This is a genomic window from Dongia sp. agr-C8 (assembly GCF_054658695.1).
The window spans coordinates 1,038,518-1,052,665 of the sequence record NZ_BAAGHZ010000003.1 but is presented as its reverse complement, the minus strand read 5'-3'; the positions used below and the strand labels follow the sequence as shown (position 1 = coordinate 1,052,665).

General features: G+C 64.0%; 14 protein-coding genes. 11 read left to right on the top strand and 3 right to left on the bottom strand.

The genetic code is table 11. The annotated features are described in order from the left end of the window. Positions 1-26 precede the first annotated feature (26 nt). The 10 genes from ACYQ4T_RS19290 (at position 27) to ACYQ4T_RS19245 (ending at position 9,898) form a co-directional block, all read left to right on the top strand. On the top strand, positions 27-461 hold the full coding sequence (locus ACYQ4T_RS19290) for a cytochrome c (protein WP_459857605.1): 435 nt from the start codon (positions 27-29) through the stop codon (positions 459-461). 240 nt (positions 462-701) lie between these two features. Next, complete coding sequence (gene guaB, locus ACYQ4T_RS19285; RefSeq protein ID WP_459857603.1) at positions 702-2,165, top strand: IMP dehydrogenase; 1,464 nt, start codon at positions 702-704, stop codon at positions 2,163-2,165. Between the two features lie 14 nt (positions 2,166-2,179). After that, a complete protein-coding gene (locus ACYQ4T_RS19280; protein WP_459857601.1) occupies positions 2,180-3,520 on the top strand; it encodes an RsmB/NOP family class I SAM-dependent RNA methyltransferase in 1,341 nt (446 codons plus the stop codon). A gap of 157 nt (positions 3,521-3,677) precedes the next feature. Continuing rightward, positions 3,678-4,256: an N-acetyltransferase family protein gene (locus ACYQ4T_RS19275; protein WP_459857599.1), complete on the top strand. Its 579-nt coding sequence runs from the start codon at positions 3,678-3,680 to the stop codon at positions 4,254-4,256. Beyond that, the gene (gene guaA, locus ACYQ4T_RS19270; protein WP_459857597.1) at positions 4,253-5,800 is read left to right on the top strand and encodes a glutamine-hydrolyzing GMP synthase; all 1,548 of its coding nucleotides are present in this window, start codon (positions 4,253-4,255) and stop codon (positions 5,798-5,800) included. Before ACYQ4T_RS19275 ends, guaA begins: the two co-directional genes overlap by 4 nt. 368 nt (positions 5,801-6,168) lie before the next feature. Continuing rightward, complete coding sequence (locus tag ACYQ4T_RS19265; protein WP_459858073.1) at positions 6,169-8,184, top strand: YgiQ family radical SAM protein; 2,016 nt, start codon at positions 6,169-6,171, stop codon at positions 8,182-8,184. 158 nt (positions 8,185-8,342) lie between these two features. Continuing rightward, on the top strand, positions 8,343-8,738 hold the full coding sequence (locus ACYQ4T_RS19260; protein ID WP_459857594.1) for a hypothetical protein: 396 nt from the start codon (positions 8,343-8,345) through the stop codon (positions 8,736-8,738). A 57-nt stretch (positions 8,739-8,795) separates the two neighbouring features. After that, positions 8,796-9,050, top strand: coding sequence for an AbrB/MazE/SpoVT family DNA-binding domain-containing protein (locus ACYQ4T_RS19255; protein WP_459857592.1), 255 nt, complete (start codon positions 8,796-8,798; stop codon positions 9,048-9,050). 30 nt (positions 9,051-9,080) lie between these two features. Beyond that, entirely contained in the window at positions 9,081-9,476 is a 396-nt protein-coding gene (locus tag ACYQ4T_RS19250) for a PIN domain-containing protein (RefSeq protein ID WP_459857589.1), read from the top strand. Positions 9,477-9,556: 80 nt separating this feature from the next. Further along, complete coding sequence (locus tag ACYQ4T_RS19245; RefSeq protein ID WP_459857587.1) at positions 9,557-9,898, top strand: DUF3362 domain-containing protein; 342 nt, start codon at positions 9,557-9,559, stop codon at positions 9,896-9,898. A gap of 93 nt (positions 9,899-9,991) precedes the next feature. Here ACYQ4T_RS19245 and ACYQ4T_RS19240 read toward each other — a convergent pair whose 3' ends face one another. Beyond that, the gene (locus ACYQ4T_RS19240; RefSeq protein WP_459857585.1) at positions 9,992-10,888 is read right to left on the bottom strand and encodes an SIR2 family protein; all 897 of its coding nucleotides are present in this window, start codon (positions 10,886-10,888) and stop codon (positions 9,992-9,994) included. A gap of 4 nt (positions 10,889-10,892) precedes the next feature. Further along, complete coding sequence (locus tag ACYQ4T_RS19235) at positions 10,893-12,011, bottom strand: ParA family protein (RefSeq protein ID WP_459857582.1); 1,119 nt, start codon at positions 12,009-12,011, stop codon at positions 10,893-10,895. A 357-nt stretch (positions 12,012-12,368) separates the two neighbouring features. Between ACYQ4T_RS19235 and ACYQ4T_RS19230 the strand changes: the two genes are divergently transcribed. Next, positions 12,369-12,788, top strand: coding sequence for a DoxX family membrane protein (locus ACYQ4T_RS19230; protein WP_459857580.1), 420 nt, complete (start codon positions 12,369-12,371; stop codon positions 12,786-12,788). 274 nt (positions 12,789-13,062) lie between these two features. On the opposite strand, the gene ACYQ4T_RS19225 is transcribed toward ACYQ4T_RS19230, so the two are convergent. Beyond that, on the bottom strand, positions 13,063-13,932 hold the full coding sequence (locus tag ACYQ4T_RS19225; protein ID WP_459857577.1) for a LysR family transcriptional regulator: 870 nt from the start codon (positions 13,930-13,932) through the stop codon (positions 13,063-13,065). Between the last annotated feature and the right edge of the window lie 216 nt (positions 13,933-14,148).

Genomic DNA, 14,148 nt, shown 5'->3' with positions numbered 1-14,148 from the left:
AAGATCACATTGAGGAAGACCCCGTAATGAACTGGAAGCACGCCGCTGCGATCGCGCTCGGTTTGACCCTCGGCGCGGCGATCGCCGGCTCGGGATTCGCCGCCGCGCACAACGCGCGCGAAGCGGCGATGAAGCACATCAAGCGCGCCTTGCGGCCACTGGCGGAAATGAACAAGGCGGCCAGTTTCGATCCCGCCGAGACCGCCCGGCGCGGCCAGGAGATCGCCGACTATCTGGGGCAGTTCAAAGACCTGTTCCCGGCCGGGTCGGAGCATGAGGACGACCAGGCGAAACCCAATATCTGGACCGACCGCGCCGGATTCGAGACCGCGCGCGCCAAGGCGGTCGAGGCGGCCCTGGCCGTGGCCAAAGCGGCCGACCTGGCGTCCTTCCAAGCCACCTATAAGTCGCTGAGCGCGGCCTGCAGCGCCTGCCACGACAAATACGCCGACCTCAAGTAGTGGATATGGGGGAGAGCGGGACGACTTCAGGCCCCGACTCCCAGATATAGCGAAGTCAAACTGGAGACGCCATAGCCATGGGGGCATGCCTGCCCTGCGGCCCGGCAGCCGCGGATTCCCGCCCTTTTCCTGGACGGAGGCAAGTCCCTGTGTATGATGCCGCGCCAACCCGATTCCGGGCAGGAAATCTTTTAAGGACGGACCGGTTTCCACCGACGGTCCCTCCAGCGGGGTTTGGCGATGGAAATCCGTGACGCTTTGACTTTCGACGACGTGCTGCTGGAGCCGGCGCGGAGCGCCGTGCTGCCTGCGACCGCGGTCACGGCGACGAAGCTCACCAAGCGCATCCAGCTTTCGATCCCGCTGCTCTCCTCCGCCATGGACACGGTGACCGAGGCCCGGATGGCGATCACCATGGCGCAGAACGGCGGCATGGGCGTCATCCACAAGAATCTCGACATCGCGCGCCAGGCCGAAGAGGTCAGGAAGGTGAAGCGGTTCGAGAGCGGCATGGTGGTGAACCCGCTGACCATTCATCCGGAAGCGACGCTCGCCGAAGCCCGCGCCTTGATGGAAGCGCATGAGATCTCCGGCTTCCCGGTGGTGGAGAAGTCCTCCGGCAAGCTGGTCGGCATCCTGACCAACCGCGACGTCCGCTTCGCCACCGACATGAACGAGACCGTCGGCAACCTGATGACCAAGGACAGGCTGGTCACGGTGAAGCCCGGCACCGCCCATGACGAGGCGCGCAAACTGCTGCACCAGCATCGATTGGAGAAGCTGCTGGTGGTCGATGACGCCTATCGCTGCATCGGCCTCATCACCGTCAAGGACATGGAGAAGGCCCAGGCCTATCCCTCGGCCAGCAAGGACGAGCGCGGGCGCCTCCGGGTCGCGGCGGCCGTGGGCGTGGGCGAGGACGGCTTGCGCCGCGCCGAAGCTTTGCTCGAAGCCGGGGTGGATGTGCTGGTGATCGACACCGCGCATGGCCATTCCGAGGGCGTGCTCTCCGCGGTCGCCGCGGTGAAGCGCCTCTCCAACGACTGCCAGGTGGTGGCCGGCAATGTCGCCACCGCCGACGGCGCCCAGGCGCTGATCGACCAGGGCGCCGATGCGATCAAGGTCGGCATCGGCCCGGGCTCGATCTGCACCACGCGGATCGTCGCCGGCGTCGGCGTGCCGCAGCTGACCGCGATCACCGATGCGGCGGCGCGCGCGCACAAGTCCAACATCCCGGTGATCGCCGACGGCGGCATCAAGTATTCCGGCGATCTCGCCAAGGCCATCGCGGCGGGCGCGGATTGCGCCATGGTCGGCTCGCTCTTGGCCGGCACCGATGAGAGCCCGGGCGAGGTCTTCCTCTATAACGGCCGCTCCTACAAATCCTATCGCGGTATGGGCTCGCTCGGCGCCATGGCGCGGGGCTCGGCCGACCGCTATTTCCAAGCCGAGGTGGCCGACAAATTGAAGCTGGTGCCCGAAGGCATCGAGGGCCGGGTCCCTTATAAAGGCCCCGCCGGCACCGTGATCCATCAGCTGGTCGGCGGCTTGAAGGCGGCGATGGGCTATACCGGCAACGCCACGATCCCGGACATGCAGACCAAGTGCCGCTTCCTGCGCATCACCAATGCCGGCCTCGCGGAGAGCCATGTCCATGACGTGCAGATCACCCGCGAAGCGCCGAACTACCGGCAGAATATGTAAGTGACTCCCACCGAATGACTCCGGGCGCGAGACTTCAGGCCGCGATCGAGCTGTTGCAGGCCATCCACAAGGGCAGCGCGCCGGCGGATCGCGCCACCGCGGCCTATTTCCGCACCCGGCGCTATATCGGCGGCGCGGACCGGCGGGCGGTGCTCGATCATGTCTATGCCATCCTGCGCCGGCGCGCGGCGTTGGGGTGGAAGCTCGACCGGGCCCGCGGCGACGTGAAGCTGCCGGAGATCGAACGGGCACGGATGATCGCGCGAATGGCGGTGATGGAAGGCTGGTCGGCGGACAAGATCGCCGGCGCCTTCGACGGTGGCCAGTATCGCCCGCCGACCCTCGACCAGACCGAGAAGCGGATCGCGAAGGCGCTGGAGGGCCAGAGCCTCGAGGATCCCAAGGCGCCGCTCTGGGTGCGCTACGAATTTCCCGAATGGTGCGAAGAGCGGCTGAAGCGCGCCTTCGGCACGCGGCTCGAAACCGAGATGGCCGCCGCACTCCAGCCGGCCGCGACGGATATCCGCGTCAACACGCTGCGCGGCACGCGATCGGTCGGCGCCCGTGCGCTGCGCGACGCCGATATCGAGGCGAAGCCGACGCCGCTCTCGCCCTGGGGGTTGCGGGTCGAGGGCCGCCCGCCGCTGGCGACGCTGGAGGCCTTCACCAGCGGCCTGATCGAGATCCAGGACGAAGGTTCGCAGCTCGTGGCGATGATGGTGGATCCCCGGCCCGGCGAGCGCATCGTCGACTTCTGTGCCGGTGCCGGCGGCAAGACGCTCGCCCTCGCCGCGATGATGGAGAACAAGGGCAAGCTGGTGGCGATGGACGTGCTCAAGGGCCGGATCGAGCGTTCCGCCACCCGCATCCGCCGCGCCGGGATCAACAATGTCGAGCGCCGCGATCTCTCCTCGGAGCGCGATCCCTGGGTGAAGCGGCATGCCGGCGGCTATGACCGGGTGCTGATCGACGCGCCCTGCTCCGGTGCCGGCACCTGGCGCCGCAACCCCGATGCGAAATGGCGGCTGAAACCGAGCGATCTCGAAGAGCTGGTCGATCTGCAGAAGCGGATTCTCGACAGCGCCGCGCGGCTGGTGAAGCCGGGCGGGCGCCTGGTTTATGCGACCTGCTCGCTGTTCCAGGAAGAGAATGCCGATCAGGTCGAGGCCTTTCTCGAAGCCAATCCGGATTTCACGCTGGTGCCCGCGCCGAAGGTCTGGGCCGAGGCGACCAAGCACCTCGGCCTCGATACGCCCTATCCGGGTGACGGCGACATGCTGGTGCTGACTCCGGGTCAACATGGCACCGACGGATTCTTCGTCGCGGTGATGGAAAGAAAGTCTGGCGTCTCGTGAGTGGGCACCCGTCGACCCCTCACCCCGCCCTCTCCCGCAAGGGGAGAGGGGGTTCGTTTTTGCAGCGGCATCTGACGGGTTCCGTTTTCGCTTTCAATGGCAGCGGCGATAGAGAGTCCCCTCTCCCCTTGCGGGAGAGGGCTAGGGTGAGGGGTCGATGACTCCCTCCGGCTATTTGATCCGCCCCGCGGTGCTGGACGATGCGCTGGAGATCGCGGAGATCCATTATCTCGGTTGGAAGAGCGCTTATGCCGGCGTGGTTGACGAGAAGCAGATCGAGGCGAAGCAGCCGGAGCAGCGACTCGACTACTGGAAGCACAAGATGCAGGACGGGCAGAACCTGGTCCTGGTCGGCCAGCAGGAGCCCGACGGGCCGATCCTCGGCTTCATCTATGGCGGGCCGGTGCTGGATCACACCATCACCCGCAAAATTCCGGGCCAGCCGAAGCTCAGCGACTTCGACTGCGAGATCAACATCGTCCATATCCGCCACGCCGTGCAGGGCAAGGGCCTGGGCCGCGCGCTGATCGCCGCGATTGCGCATCACTGGCAGGTCGGCGGCCGACGCGCGCCGATGCTCTGGGCCTTCCGAGACAACGACTACCGCAAGCTCTACGACAAGCTCGGCGGCACGGTCTTCGCCGAGGGCGTCGATGAAGGCGCGCCGGATGTGGCTTATGGCTGGCGGGATCTGAATCAACTCATTGCTGCTTGTTCTTCGGAGAGGCCGAATTGACCGATCGCATTCTCATTCTCGATTTCGGATCGCAGGTGACGCAGTTGATCGCGCGGCGGGTGCGCGAGGCGGGGGTCTATTGCGAGATCATGCCGTTCAATACCGACGCCGCGAAGATCAAGGCGTTCGATCCGAAGGGCATCATCCTCTCCGGTAGCCCGCATTCGGTGACGACGGAGGATGGGCCGCGGGCGCCGGGCGAGGTCTGGTCGTCGAAGCTGCCGGTGTTCGGCATCTGCTACGGCGAGCAGACCATGTGCGCGCAGCTGGGCGGCGAGGTGCACGGCTCGGATCACCGCGAGTTCGGCCGCGCCAGCCTGCAGATCAAGGAGCCTTCGGCCCTGTTCGACGGGGTCTGGCTGCCGGGCGATACCGACCAGGTCTGGATGAGCCATGGGGACCGTGTGGTCAGGCTGCCCGAGGGCTTCAAGGTGGTGGCGGTCAGCGACGGCGCGCCCTATGCGGCGATCGCCGACGAGAGCCGCAAGTATTACGCGGTGCAGTTCCATCCCGAGGTGGTGCACACGCCGCGCGGCGCCCAGCTGATCAAGAACTTCGTGCAGCGGATCTGCGGCTGCAAGGCCGACTGGACCATGGCGGCCTATAAGGAATCCATGATCGCCAAGATCCGCGCCCAGGTGGGCAAGGGCAAGGTGATCTGCGGGCTTTCCGGCGGTGTGGACTCTTCGGTCGCGGCGGTGCTGATCCATGAGGCGATCGGCGACCAGCTGACCTGCATCTTCGTCGATCACGGCCTGCTGCGCGGCGGCGAGGCCGAGCAAGTGGTGCGCCTGTTCCGCGACAACTACAACATCCCGCTGGTGCATCGCGACGCCTCGGAGCTCTTTCTCGGCGAGCTGAAGAGCGTCACCGACCCCGAGACCAAGCGGAAGATCATCGGCCGGTTGTTCATCGACGTCTTCGACGAGGAGGCGCATAAGATCGGCGGCGCGCAGTTCCTGGCCCAGGGCACGCTTTATCCGGATGTCATCGAGAGCGTCTCCTTCACCGGCGGTCCCAGCGTCACCATCAAGAGCCATCACAATGTCGGCGGCCTGCCGGAGCGGATGAATCTCAAACTGGTCGAGCCGCTGCGCGAGCTGTTCAAGGACGAGGTGCGCGCGCTCGGCCGCGAGCTCGGCCTGCCCGAGGCGATGATCCGCCGCCATCCCTTCCCCGGCCCCGGCCTCGCGATCCGCATCCCCGGCGACATCACCCGGGAGAAGCTCGACATCCTCAGGAAGGCCGACGCGATCTATCTCGAGGAGATCGACAAGGCCGGACTCTACGACCAGATCTGGCAGGCCTTCGCCGTGCTCTTGCCGGTGAAGACGGTGGGCGTGATGGGCGATGGGCGCACCTATGACCATGTCTGCGCGCTGCGCGCCGTCACCTCGACCGATGGGATGACGGCGGATTTCTATCCCTTCGAGCCCGCTTTGCTCGGCCGCATGGCGACCCGCATCGTCAACGAGGTCAAAGGCATCAACCGGGTCTGCTACGACTACACCTCCAAGCCACCGGGAACGATCGAATGGGAGTGAAGCGGCGCAGCGGGACGAAGCGGACGGCCGCGACCCGAAAACACCGACTAAAGCCCTGATCGCGCGGAGAAAAAGCCGATTCGCCTGGGTCGGAAAAGGCCGTTTCGTCCGGGTCCTGTCTGCGATGCAGCGCAAAAAATCCGACGGGAGTGCCGGTGGCGTCCGGCTGGCGAAAGGCGCCGGGGCCGAATCTCGTCCATGCACAGTACATGCAGCGGGCTGTGCCGTGGCGCGTCGCGGGCGGCGCTCGATAGAGAGCGCATTGTACCTGATTTGTTCCTGAAGATCAACCCGCTCGGGTTGCCTTTGCGGCCGGGGAGTCTTAGGTCTGCGCCATGAACACGCTCCCTGAAATGCAGGCGGCCTCGATGCCGCTGCGCCCGCCGGCGCAATCGACCGCCGCCCCCTTCCTGCCGATGAGCCGCGCCGAGATGGATGCGCTCGGCTGGGCGCAGTGCGACATCGTGCTGGTGACCGGCGATGCCTATGTCGATCACCCGAGCTTCGGCATGGCGATCATCGGGCGCCTCCTGGAGGCGCAGGGCTTCAAGGTCGGGATCATCGCACAGCCGGACTGGCAGTCGGCCGAGCCCTTCAAGGCTTTGGGCAAGCCGCGGCTCTTCTTCGGCGTCACCGGCGGCAACATGGATTCCATGGTCAACCGCTACACCGCCGACCGGAAGCTCCGGCATGACGATGCCTATACGCCCGGCGGCGAAGGCGGCAAGCGGCCGGACCGCTGCACACTCGTTTATGCGCAGCGCTGCCGCGAGGCATACAAGGAGGTGCCGGTGATCCTCGGCGGGATCGAGGCCTCGCTGCGCCGGATCGCGCATTTCGACTACTGGTCGGAGAAGGTGCGGCGCTCGATGCTGGCCGATGCCAAGGCCGACCTGCTGCTCTACGGCAATGCCGAGCGCGCGGTGGTCGAAGTGGCGAAGCGGCTCGATGCCGGCGCGGCGCCGAAGGATTGCGACGACATCCGCGGCGTGGCGCTGTTCCGCAAGGTGCCGGACACCACCACCGAGCTCCATGCCGACGATCTCGACGTGGCGGATGAAGGCGCGGCCCGGGTGAAGGGCGACGTGGTGATCCGCCTCCCCGCCTATGAGCAGGTGGTCGAGGACAAGGAGGCCTATGCGCGGGCCAGCCGTGTGCTGCACCGGGAGAGCAATCCCGGCAATGCCCGTCCCCTCGTTCAAAGACATGGCGACCGCGACCTCTGGCTGAACCCGCCGCCGATCCCGCTCAGCACGCAAGAGATGGACGCGGTCTACGACCTCCCCTATGCGCGCGCGCCGCACCCGAGCTATGGCGATGCAAAGATCCCGGCCTGGGACATGATCAAGTTCTCGGTCACGATCATGCGCGGCTGTTTCGGCGGCTGCAGCTTCTGCTCGATCACCGAGCATGAGGGCCGGATCATCCAGAACCGCTCGGAGGCGTCGATACTCCAAGAAATCGAGAAGATTCGCGACAAGACGCCGGGCTTCACCGGCGTCATCTCCGATATCGGCGGGCCGACCGCCAACATGTACCGCATGGCCTGCAAGGACCCGAAGATCGAGGCCGCCTGCCGCCGGCCGTCCTGCGTGTTCCCGGAGATCTGCCCGAACCTCAACACCTCCCATGACGATCTCATCCGGCTCTATCGGAAGGTCCGGGAGACCAAGGGCGTGAAGAAGGTGATGGTGGCGAGCGGCGTGCGCTACGACCTCGCGATCAAGAGCCCGGAATATGTCGAGGAGCTGGTGACGCATCACGTCGGCGGGTATCTCAAGATCGCCCCCGAGCACACCGAGCGCGGCCCACTCGACAAGATGATGAAGCCGGGGATCGGCGCCTATGACCGGTTCAAGGAAATGTTCGACGCGGCGGCGAAGAAGGCGGGGAAGAAATACTACCTGATCCCCTACTTCATCGCCGCGCATCCCGGCACGACCGACGAGGACATGATGAACCTCGCGCTCTGGCTGAAGAAGAACAAGTACCGCGCCGACCAGGTGCAGACCTTCCTGCCCTCACCGATGGCGACCGCGACCGCGATGTACCACAGCGGCGTCAACCCGCTGAAGGCGGTGCGGCATGGCGCGAGCGAGGAAGTGAAGGCGGTGAAGGGGTTGACGCAAAGGCGGCTGCACAAGGCGTTCCTGCGCTATCACGACGCCGACAACTGGCCGGTGTTGCGCGAGGCGCTGCAGCGGATGGGGCGCGGGGATTTGATCGGGTCGCGCGAGGACCAGCTGGTGCCGGCGCAGCAGCCGGCCGGGTGGGTGGCGAAGACGCCGGGTGCGAAGGCGCGGCCGAAGCAGCGGCCGGGGCGTGCCGCGCTCGGGGGGCAGCGGTTTACGACGAAGGGAGTGGGGTTTCCGGGGGAGAAGTGAGGGGCGCGGAAGGAATGTCAGGCAAGGAGATGGCAATAAGAGTGCGGCTCCGCTCCGCCACCCTCGGTGGCGTGGTCGTTCTGGGCACAGCATTGGGCGCAGCGGGACCGGCCTGGGCCGATACGCCCTTCCGGGCACCGCCACCAGGATTCCGAACGTTGGCGATGAGCTTTGGCGGCGGCGCCTTGATGGACACGCCGGAGAACGCGACGCAACGCGACTACGCGGTAGAAAAAGCCTATGTCGACCAGATCACGCGGCAACTTGAGCAGCCGGTAATGCTGTCGGGGGCGACCTGTATCGGAGACGGCAAGACACCGGATCAGGCGCTGGCGGTAGCTGGCCTCGCGCGACCGGAAGACGAGATCGGCGGCGGCATCGCCTGTGCCCTGGTGCGGCATCCCGGCACTCGACTGGCCAACCCGATCGACACGGTCCTGATCACCGACGACGTCCGCACCTTGCTGATCGTCAACCTGTACGACGCCGCCGGACGGCCGGTCCAAGTCTATACCGACGCGAGCCGGTTCACTGCCACGGTGCCTTCGCCTTAGCTTGCCGCAAGGTCGATTCCTTACTATATTGTAAGGAGCAAGCGCGGAGACCTTTCCATGTCCACAGCCACATTGACCAGCAAGGGGCAGATCACCATTCCGGCCAGGGTGCGGGCGGCGCTCGGGGTCGATGCCGGCGACCGGCTCGAATTTGTCGAGGTCGCGGCCGGCCGCTATGAGGTGATTGCGGCGACCCGGCCGGTGACCGCGCTGAAAGGCATGTTCGGCAAGCCGCGCAAGACCGTGTCGATCGAGACGATGAATGCGGCCATCGCCCGGCGGGGTGCTGCGGCCAAGAATACGCGCAAATGAACCGGGTGGCCGAATGAGCCGGGTGGGCCGATGATCGGCCTCGATACCAATGTCCTGGTGCGGTACATCATGCAGGACGATCCCGTTCAGTCGGCCGCGGCGAGCCGGCAGCTGGAATCCCTGACCGCAGAATCCCCCGGCTTCGTTCCCATGGTGGCCGCCGTGGAACTGGCCTGGGTGTTGTCCTCCGCCTATGAACTCGACCGGCGCCAGCTGGTAGAGGCCTTCGAAGCCCTGTTGCGCACCAAGGAAATCGTCGTCGAGCGCGCCGAAGTGGTCTGGAAAGCCCTCCGCGTCTTTGAAGGCTCCCACGCCGACTTCGCGGACTGCCTCATCCAGCACTCCGCCGCCGCCGCAGGCTGCACCCGAACGATGACCTTCGACCGCGCGGCGGCGAAGGGTTGCGGCATGACGCTGGTCGGGTGATGCCCGCCGGCGCCGGAGGTGGTGCGGGAGATACGGTTTCCGATGTCCCGGCGCATCCGGGCGCGAGCGACGAGGGCGCGATGAACCTGGTACTCTGGCTGAAGAAGAACAAGGACCGCGCCGACCAGGTGCAGACGTCTTTGCGCGCGGTGAAGGGGCTGACGCAGCGCCGGCTGCACAAGGCGTTCCTGCGGTATCACGATGCGGATAACTGGCCCGTGCTGCGCGAGGCGCTGCAGCGGATGGGGCGCGGGGATCTGATCGGGCCGCGCGAGGACCAGCTCGTGCCGGCGCAGCAGCCGGCGGGCTGGGTGGCGAAGGCGCCGGGGGCGAAGCCGCGGCCGAAGCAGCGCGCGGGGCGTGCCGCGCGCGGGGGGCAGCGGTTTACGACGAAGGGCGTGGGGTATCCGGGGGAGAAGTGAAGACTAACCCGACGACTAACGGCGTCAAGAAGTGATCAGCGCTCGCCGCTCAATCATAATATTGGGTCGGCTGAAAAAGCTCAGATAGAACGACTATGCGATAGCTTCTAACTCCGACATCGAATCACTGATGATAGTCCTTTGGCGCTCTCTCGCTTGGCGACCCAGTTCAGTAATGAGAGGAGCGAGAGCCGCGTGGTCATTGGAGGCGTCATATGGAATTACAGCCAGCTTCCGAAGACGCTTATGAATATCCACGAGGTTGTCCGGAATGCTTTGAGACGCAAAGATGTAGTGTGGGCGAGCTTTGGGATACCGGAGGGCATACATTTCCATTAACGACGTGATGGCGGGATCATCCATCGAAAATCCAACAAACAAGAACGTATAGTTCAAAAGCAGATTTTCGAGGAATCCCGAGTAACTTACATTTCCAAATGCCATTCTGATGTATTCGGATCGGGAGAATACCAGAGTCTGAGCATCATCGACCGATCCATGGATCTTAATCAGATACTTGCTCTCATGACTTTTGAGGACCCTAAAGATGTCCTGATCTATCTTCGATATTACTTTTGCATAGTGGGTTCCTCCTTGCTCCGGGGCGCCCCAGGCCATTTCAAGGAGTTTGTCAAAATTCGTTGTTAGAATAATCCTCTGCTTGAGGCGCAGGAGCGCGGCATGCAGAGGAGATGGTTGAGCGACTTGCCCATACTCTGCGGAAACTACCTTCTCCCACTCATCGGCCAAAGCCGACTGAAGCAACTCACACGCCAATAAGAAATCTTTAGCGTCAATTAGATCAAGTATCTGCTCTCTAAGAGAAGCATCCACCCTAAGCGCTGCATCTCGAAGAAATTTTGACCAGCCTGCGATCTTGCCGCCATTTGCGGTCACTGCGCTTGCCGAAACCCCTGCGCCCAAAAAGAGCACTACGCTCTGACGAGCCAAATCTCCAAGCAAATCAGAATTGAATACAGGGCTAGTCACTGGCCTAGCACGCCACCGCGTTCTCAAGGAAGCGACGAGCGATTTTTCGATAGATCTCCCTAGCTTGTTTGCGCAACAACGTATAGCTACCCGTCCCTGCCACAGAGATCATCGGAACATGCTGACTTTGGGACCTTGGAGCGAGGCTGCCCAGATGTCGAATGTCGCCGAGGTGGGGATTTATCACTTTCTTTTCATAGAATTCCTTAAGATTCTTTTCGACCTCTTTCGGAAAGATCGCGCCGATGTCTTCGTAAGCTTGGACGCGCCTTCGAACCTTCTTTTCTTCTCCAGCTTCTCCTGCTTTCCGGTCGTAGCCAGTTCGCTCTTTGTGTTGCTGAGTAACGTAGCCAAGGAACCGAAGTCGCCAACTAACAAGATCCTTTAGCTCATCCGGCTCTTCCGCGAGCTTCAAGCCGGTCTCTAGCTCGCGCTTCCACACACCGACAGTCGCACCGATATTCTTAATGGCCCATACAGAAAAAATATCGATCGACATCGGTACGACAAAGTAATCCATCGCCAAAAGTACCGCGCGATTGATTGCGCCGAGCGACGGGCCCATGTCAAAGAAAACAAAATCATACTTTAGTTTCTTTGCCTGACGTACTAATTCTGCAAAGACGAATGTTGTTCGGATACCTCGCATTCCCCCACCGCGTGCGTCTCGCCAGTCACCAGCAAGTAAGTCTTCCTGCAGAGCAAGTCGAGGATCCCCAATAATCACGTCGAAGCCAAAACTCTCACTCCTAATTATCGGCAGTTTGTCGCTGTACCCGCGACCAAGCGAGATCGGCCGTATTACCTTGAACACACTCTCAGGATCATCCTGAGAGTAGATTCGCGTTGCCTCCACTTCGCCCAGAACATATTGGGTCAAGTTGCATTGAGGATCCGCGTCAACGACTAGCACGCGGGCCTTGAAGTTCAGTGCCAGCTCGGCCGCTAGATTCGCAACGAGTGTCGTTTTTCCTACCCCACCCTTATTGTTGAAAAAGCAAGTTGCGCTCGTTCCACGCGAGCGAGCGTTTTCAAACAAACCTTGGTCGTTCGGTTCCATAGGTAGGCTGGACCGAACTCGCTTCCTCTTCGATATCTTCTTTTTCGCCAGTTTCTTCGCCACTTCGATATCCTAAAAGTTGCTTTCTCGACCATACGTCCGATGTGAGAAGTCCTGCAAGTGCTTCTAACGCGACGCGATGCAGTGTTCTTAAACAAGATGGGGGTGCTTTGGCCTGGTCTCTACCGCGCGGACGCGGACTCCAGCGGTCTTCTGTACGAACGGTGAGCTTGAGATCCGCGGCGCGTCTTTCGCCGCTGCGGCAGCGTTGCTCGCTCTCCAACCCGTCTCTTGCTCCATGACGCCACCGAGGCGGCTTACGTCCTCCGGCGAAAAACTTTCGGGCGCCGGTCGATTCCGCAGCGCGCCGTTCGACGAGCCTGTATCGGGGGCTCTCATCGATCGGAAAGGATGACTGCGATGGCGAAGACGATGGCGTTACTGTTGGCCCGGCTGATTTTTGCCGGGGCGTTTCTGATGGCGGCCGGCTTCAAGTTCGCCGGCATGGCGGCGACGGCGGGGTATATCGCGGCGGCGGGGTTTCCGTTTCCGCTGTTGCTGGCCTGGGTCGCGGCGTTTTTCGAGGTCGGGCTGGGGCTGGCCTTGCTGCTCGGCGCCTTTTTCGGCGAGGCCGCGCTGCTCGCCGGGATCTATGTGATCTTCCTCGCCTTCAGCTTTCATGGGCCCGCGCTCTGGCAGGCCAACCAGGCGGAGTTCGGGTTCTTCGTCGACCACTGGGTGTTCCTGGCCGGGCTGCTGTTCGCCGCGGTGCATGGGCCGGGCGCGCGGCTGGCGCTGGGCTGGCGGGTGGCTTGGGGTGGGCGCGCGGCCCCGCTCTAAGCACAGACTCAGCCGTCATCCCGGCGCTAGGCGCCGGGATCCACGCCTTGGGTCTCGATGAAAGAAAGGCGCGGATCCCGGGACCAAGTCCCGGGATGACGGAGTCTCTTATGGCGGACTTCGCGCGGCTGTTGATTATCCCTTTCAGGCGGAGCGCTGGATCTCACGGCGCTTTCGTCCTTGCGATGCTCAGGCTGCATCAACCCCCTCCCCAACCCTCCCCCGATCTCGGGGGAGGGGAAAACAGGAGAGCGTGCTTTCTCCGGCTCCGCGGCTAAGCGGATGGCGCCGAGCGCAGGGTGCGGATGAGGAGATTGTGCAGCATGTCCACCGCCTTCTCGCCGCGGGAGGCTTTGCTGCGGTGGACGGCGACTTGCATCGGGTCCAGCGGGCCTAGCCCATGTTCGCGGCCCAGGATGTCGAGGCCTTCCGGGACGCTGCATTGCGTGAGCACGGCGACGGCGAGGCCGCTTTCCACCGCGGCGATCTGGCCGGCGAGGCTGGAGCTGTTGTAGACGATCTTGAAAGCGCGGCCCTGCTGGGCCAGCGCCTTCACGGCGTGGCGGCGGGCGAGGCTGGTTTCCTCGTAGACCGCGATCGGCAAAGGGTCGTGGCGCCAGAGCTGGAATTGCGGCGATCCCACCCAGACCAGGGGCTCGTGGAACAGCAGCGTGCCGGCGCGCGCGTCCTGGCGTGAGACGAGCGCGAGGTCGACCTCGCCCTTGGCGACGCGCGGGATCAGCGCGGTGGATTGCTCGCAGGTGAGCTCGATCTCGACTTGCGCATGGCGCGGGGCGAAGCGCTTCAGCACCGGCGTCAAGTACTTCGCCGCGTAGTCGTCGGGCACGCCGAGGCGGACGCGGCCGGAGAGCGCCTCGCCCTCGCCGACCGCGGCCTTGGCTTCGGCATGGAGGTCGAGGATGCGCCGCGCATAGGTGAGCAGCGCCTGGCCCTCACGGGTGAGCGCCATCCGGCGGGCGCCGCGATCCAGCACGCGGTGGCCGAGCGCCTGCTCCAGCTTCTTCAGTTGCATGCTGACCGCCGACTGCGAGCGGTAGAGCTCGGGTGCCGCGGCGGAGAGCGAGCCGGTGTCGACCACGGCCACGAAACAGCGCAGCCAGTCCAGTTGCAGGTCGTGTGGCATGGGTTCGTCGCCTGTTTTCGATTATCGGATGGTGTGCTTTCGAACTATCCGTTTTTCGGATGGGGCTGTCGAGGGCATGGTCCCCGCGGGTCGGACCCCCACCCCGGCCCTCCCCCGATTTGGGGGAGGGAGAAGTAAGAGTGCCCTCCCCCGACCAGCGGACGAATGTCCGCATTCGCGGACGGGGGGAGGGAGAAGGAGAGAGGTGCGGCGGGG

Excerpts from the sequence above, each read along its gene's own strand:
- ACYQ4T_RS19290 (WP_459857605.1), top strand. The coding sequence starts at position 27 with ATGAACTGGAAGCACGCCGCTGCGATCGCGCTCGGTTTGACCCTCGGC.
- guaB (WP_459857603.1), top strand. The coding sequence starts at position 702 with ATGGAAATCCGTGACGCTTTGACTTTCGACGACGTGCTGCTGGAGCCG.
- ACYQ4T_RS19280 (WP_459857601.1), top strand. The coding sequence starts at position 2,180 with ATGACTCCGGGCGCGAGACTTCAGGCCGCGATCGAGCTGTTGCAGGCC.
- ACYQ4T_RS19275 (WP_459857599.1), top strand. The coding sequence starts at position 3,678 with ATGACTCCCTCCGGCTATTTGATCCGCCCCGCGGTGCTGGACGATGCG.
- ACYQ4T_RS19265 (WP_459858073.1), top strand. The coding sequence starts at position 6,169 with ATGCCGCTGCGCCCGCCGGCGCAATCGACCGCCGCCCCCTTCCTGCCG.
- ACYQ4T_RS19255 (WP_459857592.1), top strand. The coding sequence starts at position 8,796 with ATGTCCACAGCCACATTGACCAGCAAGGGGCAGATCACCATTCCGGCC.
- ACYQ4T_RS19250 (WP_459857589.1), top strand. The coding sequence starts at position 9,081 with ATGATCGGCCTCGATACCAATGTCCTGGTGCGGTACATCATGCAGGAC.
- ACYQ4T_RS19245 (WP_459857587.1), top strand. The coding sequence starts at position 9,557 with ATGAACCTGGTACTCTGGCTGAAGAAGAACAAGGACCGCGCCGACCAG.
- ACYQ4T_RS19230 (WP_459857580.1), top strand. The coding sequence starts at position 12,369 with ATGGCGAAGACGATGGCGTTACTGTTGGCCCGGCTGATTTTTGCCGGG.
- ACYQ4T_RS19225 (WP_459857577.1), bottom strand. The coding sequence starts at position 13,932 with ATGCCACACGACCTGCAACTGGACTGGCTGCGCTGTTTCGTGGCCGTG.